This is a genomic window from Achromobacter sp. LC458 (assembly GCF_001005835.2).
GTDB classification, from domain to species: Bacteria; Pseudomonadota; Gammaproteobacteria; order Burkholderiales; family Burkholderiaceae_B; genus Achromobacter; species Achromobacter spanius_B.
The window spans coordinates 192,916-208,737 of the sequence record NZ_LBHW02000005.1 but is presented as its reverse complement, the minus strand read 5'-3'; the positions used below and the strand labels follow the sequence as shown (position 1 = coordinate 208,737).

Annotated in this window: 14 protein-coding genes, 1 tRNA gene, 2 pseudogenes and 1 other annotated feature; of the genes and pseudogenes, 6 read left to right on the top strand and 11 right to left on the bottom strand. The window is 62.2% G+C overall.

Translation table 11 applies throughout. The features are described from left to right. Positions 1–447: a lytic transglycosylase domain-containing protein gene (locus tag YH64_RS06740; RefSeq protein ID WP_046803436.1), complete on the bottom strand. Its 447-nt coding sequence runs from the start codon at positions 445–447 to the stop codon at positions 1–3. Positions 448–472: 25 nt separating this feature from the next. Further along, entirely contained in the window at positions 473–901 is a 429-nt protein-coding gene (gspG, locus tag YH64_RS06735) for a type II secretion system major pseudopilin GspG (RefSeq protein ID WP_046803437.1), read from the bottom strand. A 343-nt stretch (positions 902–1,244) separates the two neighbouring features. Between gspG and YH64_RS06730 the strand changes: the two genes are divergently transcribed. From YH64_RS06730 to YH64_RS06715, 4 genes and pseudogenes are all read left to right on the top strand, one after another. Further along, complete coding sequence (locus tag YH64_RS06730; RefSeq protein WP_052945941.1) at positions 1,245–1,898, top strand: cytochrome b; 654 nt, start codon at positions 1,245–1,247, stop codon at positions 1,896–1,898. Positions 1,899–1,998: 100 nt separating this feature from the next. After that, a tRNA-Gly gene (locus YH64_RS06725) sits at positions 1,999–2,074 on the top strand. A gap of 227 nt (positions 2,075–2,301) precedes the next feature. Then, positions 2,302–4,242 carry an integrase arm-type DNA-binding domain-containing protein gene (locus YH64_RS06720; protein ID WP_016445090.1) on the top strand — a complete coding sequence of 647 codons (1,941 nt, stop codon included), beginning with the start codon at positions 2,302–2,304 and terminating at the stop codon, positions 4,240–4,242. Positions 4,243–4,485: 243 nt separating this feature from the next. Further along, a pseudogene (locus YH64_RS06715) lies at positions 4,486–4,830 on the top strand (LysR substrate-binding domain-containing protein); the annotation flags it as partial. 160 nt (positions 4,831–4,990) lie between these two features. Here YH64_RS06715 and YH64_RS06710 read toward each other — a convergent pair. Beyond that, a pseudogene (locus tag YH64_RS06710) lies at positions 4,991–6,895 on the bottom strand (efflux RND transporter permease subunit); the annotation flags it as partial. Between the two features lie 47 nt (positions 6,896–6,942). Between YH64_RS06710 and YH64_RS06705 the strand changes: the two are divergent. Continuing rightward, a protein-coding gene (locus YH64_RS06705; RefSeq protein WP_109842673.1) for an IS3 family transposase occupies positions 6,943–8,168 on the top strand; the annotation gives its coding sequence in 2 pieces (ribosomal slippage) (positions 6,943–7,228 and positions 7,228–8,168; 1,227 coding nt in all). Beyond that, positions 7,221–7,337: a sequence feature (AL1L pseudoknot), on the top strand. Its footprint overlaps the gene before it by 117 nt. Before the next feature lie 201 nt (positions 8,169–8,369). On the opposite strand, the gene YH64_RS06700 is transcribed toward YH64_RS06705, so the two are convergent. Then, on the bottom strand, positions 8,370–9,011 hold the full coding sequence (locus YH64_RS06700) for a LysR substrate-binding domain-containing protein (RefSeq protein WP_013391828.1): 642 nt from the start codon (positions 9,009–9,011) through the stop codon (positions 8,370–8,372). 107 nt (positions 9,012–9,118) lie between these two features. Here YH64_RS06700 and YH64_RS06695 point away from each other — a divergent pair, with 107 nt between their 5' ends. Beyond that, positions 9,119–9,424: a helix-turn-helix domain-containing protein gene (locus YH64_RS06695; RefSeq protein ID WP_013391827.1), complete on the top strand. Its 306-nt coding sequence runs from the start codon at positions 9,119–9,121 to the stop codon at positions 9,422–9,424. A 4-nt stretch (positions 9,425–9,428) separates the two neighbouring features. On the opposite strand, the gene YH64_RS06690 is transcribed toward YH64_RS06695, so the two are convergent. The 7 genes from YH64_RS06690 to YH64_RS06660 all read right to left on the bottom strand — a co-directional run bounded on the left by YH64_RS06690 (position 9,429) and on the right by YH64_RS06660 (position 15,807). After that, positions 9,429–10,319: a LysR family transcriptional regulator gene (locus YH64_RS06690; protein WP_013391826.1), complete on the bottom strand. Its 891-nt coding sequence runs from the start codon at positions 10,317–10,319 to the stop codon at positions 9,429–9,431. A gap of 231 nt (positions 10,320–10,550) precedes the next feature. Continuing rightward, complete coding sequence (locus YH64_RS06685; RefSeq protein ID WP_003090336.1) at positions 10,551–10,835, bottom strand: CopK family periplasmic copper-binding protein; 285 nt, start codon at positions 10,833–10,835, stop codon at positions 10,551–10,553. A gap of 128 nt (positions 10,836–10,963) precedes the next feature. Beyond that, positions 10,964–11,890, bottom strand: coding sequence for a copper homeostasis membrane protein CopD (gene copD, locus YH64_RS06680; RefSeq protein ID WP_016445094.1), 927 nt, complete (start codon positions 11,888–11,890; stop codon positions 10,964–10,966). 4 nt (positions 11,891–11,894) lie between these two features. Continuing rightward, positions 11,895–12,281 (bottom strand): copper homeostasis periplasmic binding protein CopC, encoded by a 387-nt coding sequence (gene copC / locus YH64_RS06675; protein ID WP_008063308.1) that lies wholly within the window; start codon positions 12,279–12,281, stop codon positions 11,895–11,897. 141 nt (positions 12,282–12,422) lie between these two features. Next, positions 12,423–14,729, bottom strand: coding sequence for a heavy metal translocating P-type ATPase (locus tag YH64_RS06670; RefSeq protein WP_235611773.1), 2,307 nt, complete (start codon positions 14,727–14,729; stop codon positions 12,423–12,425). Between the two features lie 286 nt (positions 14,730–15,015). Then, entirely contained in the window at positions 15,016–15,288 is a 273-nt protein-coding gene (locus YH64_RS06665; RefSeq protein WP_008063316.1) for a DUF2933 domain-containing protein, read from the bottom strand. A 33-nt stretch (positions 15,289–15,321) separates the two neighbouring features. Then, a complete protein-coding gene (locus YH64_RS06660) occupies positions 15,322–15,807 on the bottom strand; it encodes a DUF411 domain-containing protein (RefSeq protein WP_046803438.1) in 486 nt (161 codons plus the stop codon). Positions 15,808–15,822: the final 15 nt, after the last annotated feature.

Here is a 15,822-nt window from a genome sequence, read left to right as displayed (position 1 = left end):
TCAACGCTCCGCGTGTTGGGACTGGCGATAACGGGCGTCGCGCGCCTGGGTCAGTTGCAGATAGTGTTGCCACACGCGATTCACGTAGCGCTTGCGCGCCGCTTCGCGGTTGGCGGCGCCGCCGGCGTTGTAGGCACCGACCGCGCGCCAGGTGTAGCCATAGCGCTTGATGAAGCCGGCCAGGATTTCGGCGCCGGCATCAATTGACAGACAGGGCTCGTCCAGCAAACGCTGGCGCGTGATGCCCCGCTTGGCCAGGGCCGGCAGATGGATGCTGTTGATCTGCATCAGGCCGACGTCCTGGGTACCGTTGGTGTTGTTGTTGATGGCGCGAGGGTTCAGTGACGACTCCACCTTCGCAATCGCAAACAGCAGCAAGGGGTCCACGCCGTGGCGGTCGCCCGATTCCTGCCAGCAGCTGGCGGCGGCGGCCGCCGAGAACGTCATCCCGACGAGCCCGGCCGCCACCCACTTAGAGGCCGTAGACCAGTTCACCGCTGCCTCCCGCCCGGCCTTCCTCGCCGAAAGAAACCACTTCTGCGTCCGAGCTGCGCCCGGGCACGTTCAGCACGTAGGGACGGCCCCACGCATCGGCCGGCACATCCTTGGCCAGGTACGGGCCGTGCCAGTTGGGTGCGCCCTGCGGGGCCTTGACCAGCGATTCCAGGCCTTGCTCGGTAGTGGGATAGCTGCCCACGTCCAGGCGGTATTGGGTCAAGGCATCGCCCAGCGTCTTCATCTGCGCCTGCGTGGCGCGCACCTTGGCGCGGTCGACCTGGGAGAACAACTTGGGGCCGACGTATCCGGCCAGCAACGCAATGATCAGCAGCACGACCAGCAATTCCAGCAAGGTGAAACCTTGTTGCAGGCCAAGACGGCGTCGGAAGGTAAGAGTCTTCATGAGTCCACTTTTTCTGAATGAGCGATTACCGCGCGGCGGCAATCTGGAGTGAAGTGCGAGGGGGGGCAGAGGCGGGCATCGTGAGCAACGATGCCGATCCGAGCGCCGGTGTGGCCGGGCGCATCAAAGGCGGAAAAATCTCTACGCAGGCCGGCATATTTCCATGCGGGCGATGGGCCAACAACGTTTCTAAAGAGAGCCTAAAGGGGCCGGGCGGAGGGGCTTTTGGCCTTCAGGAAGTGTTGAGGAAGATGGCGCGGCAGGGGGTGGCGGCGCTTCAATCTCGCCTCTTGGCCAAGCCCCGCCGCACGCGGAGCCGGCCGACACCGCTAGAAGGAAGACCATGCATTCCCCCCCCGCCGCCCTGGCCACACAGGCCTACTCCACCTCGCAAATCGCCTTGCATTGGCTGAGTGTCAGCCTGATGGGCATCCTGATTCTTGCCGGCGAATTACGCCACGTGCTGACCGCGCAGACGGGCGTGTCGATGCGCTCGGTAATGATCGTGCACATCGGCTGTGGCATGGCGCTGCTTGCCGTCACGATGGTGCGCACGGTCGTGCGTATCTCGCGCCGCCGCGCCGCCGGCGCTGACTTCAGCATGCAGGATGCCTGCGCCCACGCGGTGCACCTGTTCATCTATGCGTTCATTTTTGCGTCGTGCATGGTGGGCTGGGTCGTGGTCAACGCCAAGGGCCTGGCCGTGCCGGTGCCCTTTACCAACCTGGAGTTTCCGCGCTTGGTCGCCGCCGATCCGGCGCTGGTGGTTACCACGGTGTGGATGCACGACATGCTGACGTGGGGGCTGTACGGCCTGCTGGGGCTGCACATTGTGGCGGCGCTTGCCCACCACTTCATCGCCCGCGACGACACCTTGTCGCGCATGGCCTGGCGCCGCGCGCCGCGCAAGCAGGCCGCGCCGGCGTCCTTTAAACCGGCGCGAGTGCGCACCGCGGCATCAGGATCCACGGCCAGCGTGCATTTTTCAAAAAATTAGGTATACTTCCGCCTCGCTTGCCAGAAAACGACATCAAGACGCGGATGGCAATGCATGGCGATAGCGGTAAATCGCAGCAGTAAAGCCGTAGCAGTACATTGCGGGAGTAGCTCAGTTGGTAGAGCGCAACCTTGCCAAGGTTGAGGTCGCGAGTTCGAGACTCGTTTCCCGCTCCAAGTTATGATCTACGGACTTCCACTGACGTCTGTAAGTCGTTGAAAAGAGGAGCTTCGGCTCCTTTTTTCATTCCAGCGAAAGCCACGGAAATCCACTGACAGCCAGCGTTTTTGAGGCCAAAAACAAGGCCAAAGAATGCGGGTGGTGCCGGTTCCGGGTTGTTGCTGGGGTTGGATCGGGATGACAAGCAGCATCGGGCCTAAGTCCAAGACTTAGGAGCTTGATGATGACACTCTCTGATCTGACCGTGCGGCAAGCCAAGGCCGCCGAGAAAACGTACAGCATCCCCGACACCGATGGCCTCGGCCTGGTGGTCGCCCCCACCGGCGGCAAGTCGTGGCATTTGCGCTATTACTGGCTCGGCAAGCAAAAGCGCATCTCCCTGGGGAACTACCCCGAGATCGGTTTGCGCGAAGCGCGCACCTTGCGCGACGAAGCCCGGGCGCTTCTGGCAAAGGGCATCAACCCCCATACCGATCGGAAACAGAAGCGACACGCGGTCAAGCTTGCGGCCGACTACACCTTCAAGGCCGTCTTCGATGCGTGGGTCGAGCATCGCCGCAAGGAAATCAAGGAGGGCAGGAACAGCACGCTGTCGCAGATCCTGCGGATCTTCAACAAGGACGTGCTGCCCAGCCTCAAGCAGATGTCGATCTACGACATTCGCCGGCCCCAACTCCTGGGCGTCCTGGCGAGGATCGAGGAGCGCAAGGCGTTCACCACTGCCGAGAAGGTCCGCACCTGGCTGGGGCAGTTGTTCCGCTATGCCCTCGTCATCGTGGAGGGGCTGGAAGCCAATCCGGCCTCCGACCTGGACGTGGTGGCCGAGCCCAAGCCCCCGGTGAACCACAACCCCTACCTGCATCTTCGGGAGCTTCCCGAGTTCCTGCACAAGCTCAGGCTCTACAACCCTCGTGGTTGGCAGACCCAACTCGGCATCCGGCTGCTGTTCCTGACCGGCGTGCGTACCGGCGAGCTGCGGCTGGCGACCCCGGACCAGTTCGATCTCGACCGTGGCCTGTGGATCATCCCGCCGCAGATTGTCAAACAACTCCAGGACGAGATGCGCAAGGCCGGCAAGCGCCCGCAGGACGTTCCGCCCTACATCGTGCCGTTGTCCGTGCAGGCCATCGAGATCGTGCGCTACCTGTTGGGTGTGATGAAGCCGGCCCAGGTCCATCTGCTCACGCACCGCAGCGAACTCAAGAAGCGCATCAGCGAGAACACCCTCAACGCGGCCTTGAAACGAATGGGCTACGAGGATCAACTGACCGGGCACGGCATCCGCGGAACCATCTCGACGGCGCTCAACGAGATCGGCTATCCCAAGATTTGGGTGGACGCGCAGCTTTCGCACTCGGACCCGAACAAGGTGAGTTCGGCCTACAACCACGCCAAGTATGTTGAGCCGCGCCGTCGGATGATGCAGGACTGGGCGGATCGCCTCGACTTACTCGAACAGGGCCAGGTCGAAGCGGCCAGCGCCCACCTCACCATCCATATCGAGGGCGTGCCAGCCATCGCAGGGGAGGACAACCCCGACGCCATCGTTGCAGGCACTTCTGCGGCTTCGGCTCCGCCCGTGGTGGTCACCCCCATTGTCGTGACGCCAAACGACGCGGGAATCACCTTCCAGCGGCTGTCGCAGGTGCCACCGCCCCCGACGCGTGCGCCGGCGCCGGCGCCGGAAGTATCCGCCATCCAGCGCGAGCGCGAGGAAATGCTCGCCATCTACGAATCGCCGAGCAGTTTGCCGGTTCCGCTGTTCGGCAAGCTGGCCGGAAAGTCCAAGGACCAGATAAACCGCGAGCTGAAGGCGGGCAAACTGCTGTCCATCAGCTTGGGCAATCGCGGGCAACGTGTGCCCGACTGGCAACTGGTGCCGCTCAAGCACAAACTGGCCCAGGTGCTCATGAACCAGTGTCCGCACGCGGATTCGTGGGACTTGTACCGGATGCTGACCCGCGTACACCCGGATCTGGGTGATCGCGCGGCCATCGACATCGTGACACCCGGAAATTTGGGCATGGTCGTGCGGGTCATCGCGGGCACCCAGCAGCAGCCAAACAGGCCCGGACCTGATTCGTCTGCGCAAGGTATTCCAGAGGAGATTCGCCAGCGCATTCAACGGTTGCTAAATGATGCGGCAATGCTCGAAAGTGCCTGACGCTGGCCGACGGCCAAAGATGGATGCTTTGGCCGTCGGAAGTGAGCTACAGGATGCGGGCCTTTGCAGTCCGCAGCGCATACGGCGCGGCGCGATGAGGCGTGCGGCCATCCTGAAGGCCATAGCCTTCTGAGCGCCTACAACCGGACTGAGTCAGCCCCTACGTCGTCCCAGAATGTAGTGGTCGTATTAGTGAGCGCGCCGCAGTAATTACCGAGAAGTAATGGGGTAAGGCATCGGGACTGCATCACTGGTCCTCGGGGACGGCAGAGACCCACTTGGTTGCTCCGCGTATCGGACCAGCGCGTACGTCGGCAGGAAATCTATCCGCGCCATGAATTCAGTGATGGTGAAGCAATGTTGGCGGCGGGTCTGGCCGGCTGCGGCATCATGCAGATGCCGACATGGCTGGTGGCCGAAGATATACGGCAGGGGCGCTTGATCCCCTTGCTGCCGGACTGGGCAGGTGGTGAGATGCCTATCCATGCAGTGTGGCCGCAATCGCGTTACCTGCAGCCCAAGGTTCGGGCTGTCATAGAAATGCTGACGATTCTGTCTGAACGGCCGGGGTCAGGTTTTGTTCCCTGATATGGCTCGTCACTGCCAAGCGGTTAGTCGTGCCTCCGCGCCTTCGGCCAGTTCTTACGCCGGCTAAAGCGCATGTGTCGAATGGCTATTCGCTCGGGTGCCGATAGGCCGCACCGGAAACGGCAGGGCCTTGGTTATGAGACCCTGCCGCGTTGCAACGTTAGCGCGGCTTACGCATCAGCATGTAGGCAGCCGGAATCACGAAGAGCGACAGCAACGGAGCGGTCACCATCCCTCCAAGCATCGGGGCTGCGATGCGGCTCATGACCTCCGAGCCCGTACCGCTGCTCCAGACAATGGGTACCAGGCCCGCCAGGATGACGGCGACGGTCATCGCCTTGGGCCGCACGCGCAGCACGGCACCCTCCCGGATCGCATCGAGCAGTTCTTCTCGCGTCGGGTCGCGTCCATCGGGGCAACGTTCCGCCAAGGCCTGCTTCAGATAGATGAGCATCACCACGCCGAACTCCGCCGCCACACCTGCCAGCGCGATGAATCCCACGCCGGTGGCGATGGACAGGTTGTAGTTCAGCAGGTACAGGAACCAGATGCCCCCCGTGAGCGCGAAGGGCAAGGTCGCCATGATCAAGCCCGCTTCGTCCACACGCGCGAAGGTCAGGTACAACAGAACGAAGATGATCAACAGGGTGGCAGGCACCACAACCTTCAGGCGTGCATTGGCCCGCTCCATGTATTCGAACTGCCCGGAGTAGGTGATGCTCACACCCGGCTCCAGCTTGACCTGCTGCCCGATGGCATCGCGCAGTTCGTTGGCCACCGAGGCTAGATCACGGCCGCGCACATCGACATAGACCCAACCGGAGGGCCGTGCGTTCTCGCTCTTGAGCATGGGCGGCCCATCGGTGATCGCGATGCGTGCCACGGTCCCCAACGTGATCTGCTGACCCATCGGCGTGAAGATGGGTAGTTCTGCCAGCCGTTGTGGTGAATCACGCCATTCTCGCGCGTAGCGCAGATTGATCGGAAAGCGGGCAAGCCCCTCGACCGTTTCCGAGACGTTTTCGCCACCCACCGCGCCGGCGATGACGGCCTGGACATCGGCGATGTTCAGGCCGTAGCGACCGGCGGCTACGCGGTCGATCTGAACATCCACGTAGCGCCCGCCCGTCAAGCGCTCCGCGAGGGATGACGTCACGCCGGGAATGCCCTTGGCGACCTGCTCGACCTCTGCAGCGATGCGATCGATCACGCCCAGGTCGTTGCCGGTCACCTTCACCCCGATCGGGCTCTTGATGCCGGTAGCCAGCATGTCGATGCGATTGCGGATAGGGGGAATCCAGATATTGGACAGGCCCGGGATCTTCACGGCACGATCCAGCTCTTCCACGAGCTTCTCGGGCGTCATGCCTGGACGCCATTGTTCCCTGGGCTTGAGCTTCACCGTGGTCTCGAACATCTCAAGGGGCGCCGGATCGGTCGCAGTTTCGGCCCGTCCTGCCTTGCCGAACACCTTGTCCACTTCAGGTACGGTCTTGATCATGCGGTTGCTCAGCTGCAGCAACTCCGTGGCGCGCTGCGCCGAGAGTCCCGGCAGGGCCGAGGGCATGTAGAGCAGGTCCCCTTCGTCCAACCTCGGCAGAAACTCACCGCCGAGCCGCGCCAAGGGCCAGGCCGTGGTCGCCAAGGCCAGCACGGCGATCAGCAGCGTCGCCTTAGGCCGGCGCAGTACCCACTCCAGTGCTGGCCGGTAGGCTGCAATCAGGATGCGGGTGATGGGGTTCTTCTGCTCATCCGGGATACGCCCGCGAATCCAGTAGCCCATGAGTACGGGAATCAGCGTCACTGACAGCCCTGCGGCCGCGGCCATCGCGTAGGTCTTGGTGAACGCCAGCGGGCCGAACAGCCGGCCTTCCTGCGCTTCTAGGGTGAAGACCGGGATGAACGAGAGCGTGATGATGAGCAGCGAGAAGAAGAGCGCAGGACCGACTTCCTCTGCGGCCTGTGTGATCACGTCCCACCGTTCCTTGCCCTGCAGTCGTTGATCCGGGTGCGCGTGCTGCCAAGCCTCCAGCTTCTTGTGGGCGTTCTCGATCATCACCACTGAACCGCCCCGGAAAATCTGGAGGCTCCATTCCTTGAGAAGATGGAGCTATGAGCAGAGCAAGCAAGTTCTCCCCGGAAGTCCGGGAACGGTCGGTGAAGATGGTGCTGGAGCACCAAGACGAGTACGAGTCGCAGTGGGCGGCGATCGTGTCGGTGGCGGCCAAGGTTGGCTGCACGGCCGAGACGCTGCGAGGCTGGCTTCGCCAGCACGAGCGCGACACGGGCAAGCGTGACGGCGTAACGACGGCCGAGAAGGAGCGCATCAGGGCGCTCGAACGCGAGGTGCGCGAGCTGCGCCAGGCCAACGAGATCCTACGCAAGGCGTCGGCGTATTTTGCCCAGGCGGAGCTCGACCGCCCCTTCAAACGATGAAGCGATTCGTCGATGAGCAGCGAGACGTTCACGGGGTCGAGCCGATCTGCAAGGTGCTGCAGATCGCCCCGTCGACGTACTACGCGCATGCGGCCAGGCAGGCCGATCCGGAGCTGCGATCGCAGCGGGTGAAGACCGACGAGATACTGATACCCGAGGTGCAGCGCGTGTGGGACGACAACTACCAGGTCTACGGGGTACGCAAGGTCTGGCGGCAGCTGCGGCGCGAGCGAGTCGACGTTGCGCGCTGTACCGTGCAGCGGCTGATGAAGCGGCTTGGGCTGAGGGGCGTTGTTCGAGGCAAGGCCGTGCGCACGACGGTGAGCGATCCGAAGGCGCCGTGCCCGCTCGATCACGTGAAGCGGCAATTCAAGGCCGATCGGCCGAACGCGCTGTGGGTCAGCGACTTCACGTACGTCTCGACTTGGCAAGGATGGGTCTACGTCGCTTTCGTCATCGACGTGTTCGCCCGTCGCATCGTGGGCTGGAAGGCCTCCTGCTCGATGCAGACGGACTTCGTGCTCGACGCGCTCGAGCAGGCGTTGTACGCGAGGAAGCCGGTCGGCCCGGATCGCCTGATCCACCACAGCGACCGAGGCGTCCAGTACGTGTCGATCCGATACACCGAGCGGCTGGCCGAGGCGGGCCTGGAGCCCTCTGTGGGCAGCGTGGGCGACTCGTTCGACAACGCACTGGCCGAGACCATCAACGGCCTCTACAAGGCCGAGGTGATCCATCGGAAGTCATCCTGGCGCACGCGCGACGAAGTCGAGTGGGCCACGCTCCATTGGGTCGACTGGTTCAACAACCGCCGATTGCTTGAACCGATCGGTAATATCCCGCCGGCCGAAGCCGAAGCCAACTACTATTCGCAACCCAACGAGTCCGTCATGTCGGCGTGACTCAACCCAAGGAGTCTCCGGGAAACCCGGGGCGGTTCAAGGCGCCTTAAGCCGATCATGTGGACATACTATTGGAAGTTGTGGGGAGTTGAATTGATCAAGGTCAGTTTCCAGGATGAATTGATGCGTCTGGACGGCGCCTTGGCCCGAACCGGCATCCACTGCAAATCCACCGGCAAGGGCGGGCACCGCACGTGGCTGTCATGCTTTACGCGCCTCGGCAACTCGCAAGGCTCTAAGCTCAAATCGATCAGCTACAAGATTCGTCTGTCCCGAGAGTCGCTGCAGGTGCGTAATGACCTCGTAGGGGCCATCGGCTATTGGACGCGTGCAGATTCCGCACTGGCTAGCGGTTTCGATGCGTGATCGCGAAGAAATCCCTACGCCATATCCAGCTGCGACCCAGAGCAACAACATCTCAAAAGAACTGACATGCTGGACATTCGGCCTTTCCGTTGATGACATGGAGGACAGGTACTGGTCCAGCGAAGGAGAATATTCGGCCTTCCATCGAAACACGGAGTGCTCCTTAAGTTCGTCTATTCTGATTGACTGCTGCCGGAGCAGTGGGTATCCCAGCGGCGTGGCAAGAGCTGTCGCCTCAAACCAAAGAGAAAGACTCTTCAGCGAAGAATCGCTCACCTGCTTCAGAGAAAGGCCGACGTCGAAGCGCCGTTTGTAGAGGCCTGTAATGAGATCGCTCGTCGTAACCTCATTAAATTCCATAAAAACTTCGGGCTCCTCCGCGCGCTGCAGGGCAAGCAATGCAGCTAGGTTCGAAGAGGCCACACCAGGCGCTATGGCGAGCCTGAGCTGTGGGCGTGGGCTGGTGGCGTCGTGCATGAGAGGCCCCAAGAAGCGATAAGACAAGGATGGAAAGTCTTCATGATAGCTAGTTTGAGTTAAACTTAACGTGGTTAAATTGTCGGGACTGTTCGACGCTTCCAAGGATGGAGAAGCGAACTGTCCGACGAGGCCGTCCCCCAGGCACTACCACTTTCGACGCCGAGCCAGCGTTGGCATTCGGAGCGGCCGTTCGTGTCGCCCGCCTGACGCAAGGTATTGCTCAGGAAGAACTGGCTGCGAAAGCAGGGATCGAGCGATCGCACATGGGCAAAATAGAGCGTGGGGAGCACATGCCCACTCTCGCTCTGATCTTAAGAATCGCCGCCGGACTCAAGCTTAGTGCTGCGGAACTCGTCAGCGCAGCCGAACGCAATCTTCGTGCTGCGGCGCACGATTCAGATGGGCATTGACGCTTTAGTCATCCGGAGGTCCTCGCAGACGTTCCATGAAGCGATCCAGCGAAACCGATGAGTTGCTGCTTTCTGGCCGAAGCAGATAGGTTGTGATTACCGCCGTGTCCTGCGCCAGAGGGCGAATCACCACGTCCGGCCTCTGGCTGATGGGAATCTTGGTCGCTGTCATGAAACCAATCCCATAGCCTGCGCCGACCAGCGTTAGCATCATGTCCAGCGACGACACTTCTTCGACAACGTTGAGCCTGTGTTCCAGAACCTGTAGCAGCCGATTTAGTTCTCGGCAGTAGCCTTCGCAGGCCAGTTTGTCGCACAGAACCAGTGGGTGACCCTGAAGTTCGTTGAGCGGAACTTGCTTGTGCGCAAGAAGCGAGTGCCGCGCTGGCACGGCGATCACAATCGGGTCTCGCCAGATCGGTTCAGCCACGATGCCTTCGCCAACATCCGCCGCGTGTGCAAATCCGATCGTGAAGTCGCCAGACCGTAGGCCCCGTATCTGCTCGGTCAGCGGTACCTCGGAGAGACGTATCTCGACCTCGGGCTCTTCCGCGCGGCAACGAGCTAGGAACGCCGATAGTCGTGGGTCCATCGCACCATCGGAAATTGCAATGCGCAGGCTGCCCCTCAGGCCCGCGGCAATGGCTCTGGCATTCTCACGCGCTTGCTCCAGGACAGTGAAGAGTCGGCGGGTGTCCTGCAAGAATGCCGCCCCCGCCACGGTCAGCCGTGTACCCCTGCGGTCGCGGTCAAACAGCGTGACCCCAAGCTCATCTTCCAATTCCTTGATCGCGCGAGACAAGGGGGGTTGCTCTATATGCAGCCTCTCGGCCGCCCGCGTGAAATGCAACTCCTCTGCCAAGACGACAAAGCATCGTAGATGACGCAACTCCATAAATCGGGCTCCTCGCAGGTTCTCATTCGCGCAAGATGTCCCGTGGACGAATCACGGTGGATGTGGAGGCTGGATCCATTCCAGGGAAGTTGATGCGCTTGACATCGCAAAAACTGGCATCTTGAGCGCTCGTGGTTGCTCGTGACGCGTCCCAATCGCGCGCGCCCAATCGGGGCGCGCGTCTCTGTCACACTGTGCAGAAGCTTTGAAAAGCACCGCACACCCGCGGCGTCATCCGCCGTGCTCTTTTTGTAGCAGCGAGCCGAGGCGAGCGACTTCATTGCTGGTGATCGCGATGTTGCGCCCATCCTTCGTCGACACCGAAGCCCCGACATTGAGATAGACGGCGCGCCCGAAGCGGCTTTCCTGTGCCATCTTTCCGTCCTTGAAGATGTACAGCGTTCCCCCGTCAGCCAAGGGAACCATCTCCTTGGCTGCTTGGGCTGCTGCATGACCGGCGAAGGCTGGCACGGAGAGAGCGCTCAACAGGGCGGCAATGACAATTTGCGATTTCATGATCGACTCCTTTGTAAAAACGACGACAACTTGCGCCGCGTCGTTAAATGTAGAAGCAGGCGGTCTACAGAGGGCTTACCCGTGCATTACATTCAATTCATGCGCTGTCATCTGCCGCCCATGAAGGATTAGGTTCCAGTGGGAGACAAGATGCCAAGCCATGCAACGCTCGCCAGAACCAAAACGGCCAAGGTTGCCTCCGTGAACAGACTCTGCCTAAGCTTGATGACTGCCTGTGCGCGATTGCCTGCCTTCAAAGCTGCCTCCAGGCTCGGGCTCAACCGATACCGATTGGCAGCAGCCAACGCCAGCATGCCTGCGAAAAGCAGGAGCTTTACCATCAGCAGCCGGCCATACAGCGTCGAGATGAGCGGATCAAACGATGGTCCGGCGATCAACAGGTAATTGAGAGTTCCACTCACGACGAGTGCAGCCACGATCGCTGTACCTATGCGAGCAAAGCCATTCGACGTCCGACTGAGGACCGCTACCGGGTCTTGCGCGACATCCCGCTTGTGGGATGCCAGCATCAAGAACGCCAACAATGCGCCCACCCAAGCGCCCGCTGCCCAGAGGTGGGTGATATCCGACGCAAGATGGATGTAGCCGCGAACGCCGTCGTCCATGGCGCCGTGGCCTGCCCACGCAAGGGTCGCCAGCGCCACGCCGGTGGAGAGCGCCATCACTGCAAATCGCAAGGTAGCGTTCAATTTCAACATTGCGACGAGCACACACACCAACAGCGCGAGGATGCGAATGCACCAGGCGATGCCCATGTGCGTGCCCGTAATGAGCATGTCGAAAACGTGCGTTGACAGCTCCGCGTAGCTTTGGGCGCCGGACATGGCCTTGGCCATGACCGTCATGCCCCACATCGACAGGGCAATGCCGATGGCAGCGGATGCGCCAATGAGGACGCGATAGCGGCGCGAGATCGTCGAGGATCGCTCGTCGTTGCCCAAAGCATAGAGTCCGAACATGGCGACGCCAAACGCCGCCGCCAGGTCCAGATAAAGCGCCAGGCGCAGGACGATGGTCAACCAATCCCCGGCCATGGGCTTACTTCACCTTGAAGGTGACGTTACCCGTGATCGGATGCGTGTCCGAGGAGACGGCACGCCATTCGACGCGATAGTCGCCGGGCTGGAGCGCCTGTGCTGGCGTGATGACCATGGTCTTGCCGTCGCCGGCACCCGCGACGCTGGCGTTGATCTTCATCGGGCCATGGCTCGCCATTCCCGGCATGCCAGTCATGACAAGGCTCGCGGCGGAGAACTGCGGCACCAGCGTCTCGGAGAACTTCAGTTCGATGGTGGCTGGCGCAGAAACCTGCGACTTGTCGGCCGGCGTTGAAGACACCAGCGAAGGATGCGCGAATGCGGCGGTGGCGAACAGACCAGCAGCGATCGGCGCGACGAGCTTGGCGATGAAATGTGAACGGGTCATAGAAGTTTCTACCTGGATGTGTGAGGTGTGGTTTAAGAACGAAATGCCGAGATAAGGCTTGCACCTTTGCAACGGCGTGGAACGAAAGAAACGGTTTGCTGGGCGATAGCAGGCTCCTGTAGTTTCAGAAAGAAAATCCGGTCACAGTCGGCTCGCTCTCAGGCGCAAGGCGTTGCCAACGACCGACGCCGAACTCAGGCTCATCGCCAATGCTGCGATCAGCGGCGACAGCAGCCAGCCCGTGAGGGGATAGAGAACCCCGGCGGCGATGGGGATGCCCAGCGCGTTGTAGAGGAAGGCGAACATGAGGTTCTGCTTCATGTTGCGCACGGTACTCACCGAGAGCGTGCGAGCGACAGCGATGCCACGCAGGTCACCCTTGACCAGCGTGACCTGGGCGCTGTTCATCGCCACGTCGGTTCCCGTTCCCATGGCGATGCCCACGTCTGCCTTCGCCAAGGCCGGCGCGTCGTTGATGCCGTCTCCGGCCATGGCGACGATGCGTCCTTCTTTCTGCAGTCGCTCGATCAACATGAGCTTGTCCGCCGGCTTGACCTCACCATGCACCTCGTCGATGCCTAGGCGTGCACCGACGGCTTTGGCGGTGGTCTGCCCGTCCCCGGTGGCCATGATGACCCGCAGGCCCGCAGCCTTCAACGCGGCCAGGGCCTCGGGGGTGCTGCCCTTGACCGGATCGGACACGGCGAGCAAGCCCGCGAGCTGCCCGTCCACCGCCAGGTACATGACGCTTGCCCCTTCGCCGCGCAGAGCTTCGGCCTGGGGTACGAGCGGTTCCACCGATACGCCAGACTGTTCCATCAGCACTGTGTTGCCCAACGCGAGTTGCCGGTGCTCAACCTTTCCGCGCACGCCGATGCCGGTTCCCGATTCAAAGCTCTGAGGCTTCACGAGTTGGAGGCCCTGGGCACGCGCGGCCTGCACGATGGCGTCGGCCAGGGGGTGTTCACTGCCCTGGTCCAGGCTGGCCGCAAGACGCAGCACCTCATCGTTCGTAAAGCCGGGTGCTGCGACGACCTGATCGAAAGCAGGTCGGCCTTCGGTCAGGGTTCCTGTCTTGTCGATGACGAGGGTATCGACCTTGCGAAGATTCTCGATCGCCGCGGCATCGCGGAATAGCACGCCCTGCGTGGCGCCACGGCCCGTTGCGACCATGATCGACATCGGCGTGGCCAGACCCAGCGCGCACGGGCAGGCGATGATCAGGACGGCCACCGCATTGATGAGTCCATAGACCCAGGTGGGCTGCGGCCCGAAGAATCCCCATACAAAGAGCGTCGTGACCGCAATGGCAACGACGGCCATCACGAAGTAGCCGGCAACGACATCGGCCATGCGTTGCATCGGCGCCTTGGAACGCTGCGCCTGGGCGACCATCTGGACGATCTGCGACAGAACGGTGTCCGAGCCGATCCGCTCCGAACGCATGACCAGCGCGCCGCTGGTGTTGAGTGTGGCCCCGATGACCTTGTCGCCCGCGCGCTTGCTTACGGGCAGCGGTTCGCCGGTCAGCATGGATTCGTCAATCGAGCTGCTGCCCTCGTGCACGATGCCATCCACCGGCACCTTCTCGCCGGGTCGGATGCGCAGCAGATCGCCGACGTGCACATGGCTGAGCGGCACGTCTTCCTCGCTGCCGTCCGCATTGATGCGCCGCGCGGTCTTGGGCGCCAGCCCCAGCAGCGACTTGATAGCCGCCGAAGTCTGGGAGCGGGCCTTGAGTTCCAGCACCTGGCCGAGCAGTGTCAGCGAGATGATGACGGCGGCGGCCTCGAAATACACGCCGACCCGTCCCATGGACATGAAGGAGGCTGGAAACACTTCCGGCGCAACGGTTGCCACGACGCTGTAGATGAATGCCGCACCCGTTCCCAGGCCGATCAGTGTCCACATGTTCGGGCTGCGGTTGACCACGGACAGCCAGCCGCGGGAGAAGAAGGGCCAGCCGGCCCACAGCACGATCGGCAACGACAGCACCAACTCGACCCAGCTCTGCGTAGCCATGTCCATCAGGTGCAGCCGCTCGCCCAGCATCGCCAGCGCCAGGACCACGAGCGTCAACGGCAAGGTCCACCAGAAGCGACGCGAGAAGTCACGCAACTCCGGGTTGTCGTCGTCGAGGTCGGGCAGCAGGGGCTCCAGCGTCATCCCGCACTTGGGGCAGGTTCCCGGATGATCCTGGCGGATCTCCGGGTGCATCGGGCAGGTGTAGATCGTTCCGGGTGCGGTTGGCGATGCCGCCGGGGCCGGTGAAACTGCGGTGCTGGCATGGTGATGCGGCGCATGGCCGCTGCCTGTGCCTATGCCCGCGCCACCGCTGGCATATCGCGCCGGATCGGTGTCGAATTTGGCCTTGCATCCGGTGCTGCAAAACAAGTACGTGTTCCCCAAGTGCGTGGAGCGGTGCTCCGACGCCGCCGTGACCGCCATGCCACACACCGGATCGCGCGTCGCGGCATCGGGCTGCGAGTGGCTTGAGGACCCGCCCGCGTCGTCACTGCCGGCATGGCTGGCGTGATGGTGGTGCTTATGCGGGCCGGACGTTGTGGCACCCGCCGCCATGCCTGCGTGCTCATGTCCTGAAGACTTGCTGGGTGAATTCATAGTGACAAGTGCCCTCCGCCGTTAACCGTTGGTGTCTGGTGATCGCAGCAGGCCGCAGGCGCGCAAGGAGACAAGCGCGGCGTCGCGTGCTCGCACTGTGCGAGCACGCGACTCATTGCTTCTGCTCCTTGGCGGGTGCGGCACCTTCCTCACCCTGACGCGCGGCATGATCGTGTCCGCCGTGGCCGTGACCACGGTGCATGAACAGGTGCATCAGCGGACAAGCCGCCAGCAGCAGGAAGGGGAGATAGCCGGCAACATGTGCCGTGTGCTCCTTGAGCAGGAAATACGCGGCGACAGCGGCGATGATGAGGAACGCCACGCCGTAGCGCGATCGCCAGAACCGGGGACGATCGCTGGGGGTCTGTGTGTGCTGATGCTGCATGGCATATCTCCACGGAAAAGAGTTGATGGATGGTCAGAGATGCGACTGATAGACCGTGCTACTACCGTTTTTCCCGATCAGCAGCACGTCGTAGGCGTCCTTGCGTCCACCATAGGCCGGACCATCCATGCCGGGCGAACCGACCGGCATGCCGGGCGCCGCAAGGCCGATGGCCTGCGGGGCTTCGCGCAGCAAGCGTTGAATGTCCGAGGCAGGCACATGACCCTCGATGGCATAGCTGCCGATCTGCGCCGTGTGGCACGAACCGTACTTCTGCGGGATGCCCAGCCGCGTGCGCGCTGCCGTGTTCCCGGTGTCGAGAACCTGCACATCGAAGCCTGCGCCTTGCAGGTGTGAGACCCAGTCCTTGCAGCATCCGCAGCTCGGGTCCTTCCAGACCTTGGCAATCGGTCGGCTCTGCGCCAGGCTCGGTCCTGCGAGTGCCATCACCAACAAGCCAGCGATCAATGCCTGGCGTCTCGGCACTTTGCCCTGGCTTCTGTCGTAGTGCATGTTCATAGATTGCCTCTCATC

What these genes read in the sequence shown, in the direction of transcription:
- YH64_RS06740 (WP_046803436.1), bottom strand. Translation starts at nt 447, where the DNA reads ATGACGTTCTCGGCGGCCGCCGCCGCCAGCTGCTGGCAGGAATCGGGC.
- gspG (WP_046803437.1), bottom strand. Translation starts at nt 901, where the DNA reads ATGAAGACTCTTACCTTCCGACGCCGTCTTGGCCTGCAACAAGGTTTC.
- YH64_RS06730 (WP_052945941.1), top strand. Translation starts at nt 1,245, where the DNA reads ATGCATTCCCCCCCCGCCGCCCTGGCCACACAGGCCTACTCCACCTCG.
- YH64_RS06720 (WP_016445090.1), top strand. Translation starts at nt 2,302, where the DNA reads ATGACACTCTCTGATCTGACCGTGCGGCAAGCCAAGGCCGCCGAGAAA.
- YH64_RS06700 (WP_013391828.1), bottom strand. Translation starts at nt 9,011, where the DNA reads ATGCACGACGCCACCAGCCCACGCCCACAGCTCAGGCTCGCCATAGCG.
- YH64_RS06695 (WP_013391827.1), top strand. Translation starts at nt 9,119, where the DNA reads ATGGAGAAGCGAACTGTCCGACGAGGCCGTCCCCCAGGCACTACCACT.
- YH64_RS06690 (WP_013391826.1), bottom strand. Translation starts at nt 10,319, where the DNA reads ATGGAGTTGCGTCATCTACGATGCTTTGTCGTCTTGGCAGAGGAGTTG.
- YH64_RS06685 (WP_003090336.1), bottom strand. Translation starts at nt 10,835, where the DNA reads ATGAAATCGCAAATTGTCATTGCCGCCCTGTTGAGCGCTCTCTCCGTG.
- copD (WP_016445094.1), bottom strand. Translation starts at nt 11,890, where the DNA reads ATGGCCGGGGATTGGTTGACCATCGTCCTGCGCCTGGCGCTTTATCTG.
- copC (WP_008063308.1), bottom strand. Translation starts at nt 12,281, where the DNA reads ATGACCCGTTCACATTTCATCGCCAAGCTCGTCGCGCCGATCGCTGCT.
- YH64_RS06670 (WP_235611773.1), bottom strand. Translation starts at nt 14,729, where the DNA reads ATGGCGGTCACGGCGGCGTCGGAGCACCGCTCCACGCACTTGGGGAAC.
- YH64_RS06665 (WP_008063316.1), bottom strand. Translation starts at nt 15,288, where the DNA reads ATGCAGCATCAGCACACACAGACCCCCAGCGATCGTCCCCGGTTCTGG.
- YH64_RS06660 (WP_046803438.1), bottom strand. Translation starts at nt 15,807, where the DNA reads ATGAACATGCACTACGACAGAAGCCAGGGCAAAGTGCCGAGACGCCAG.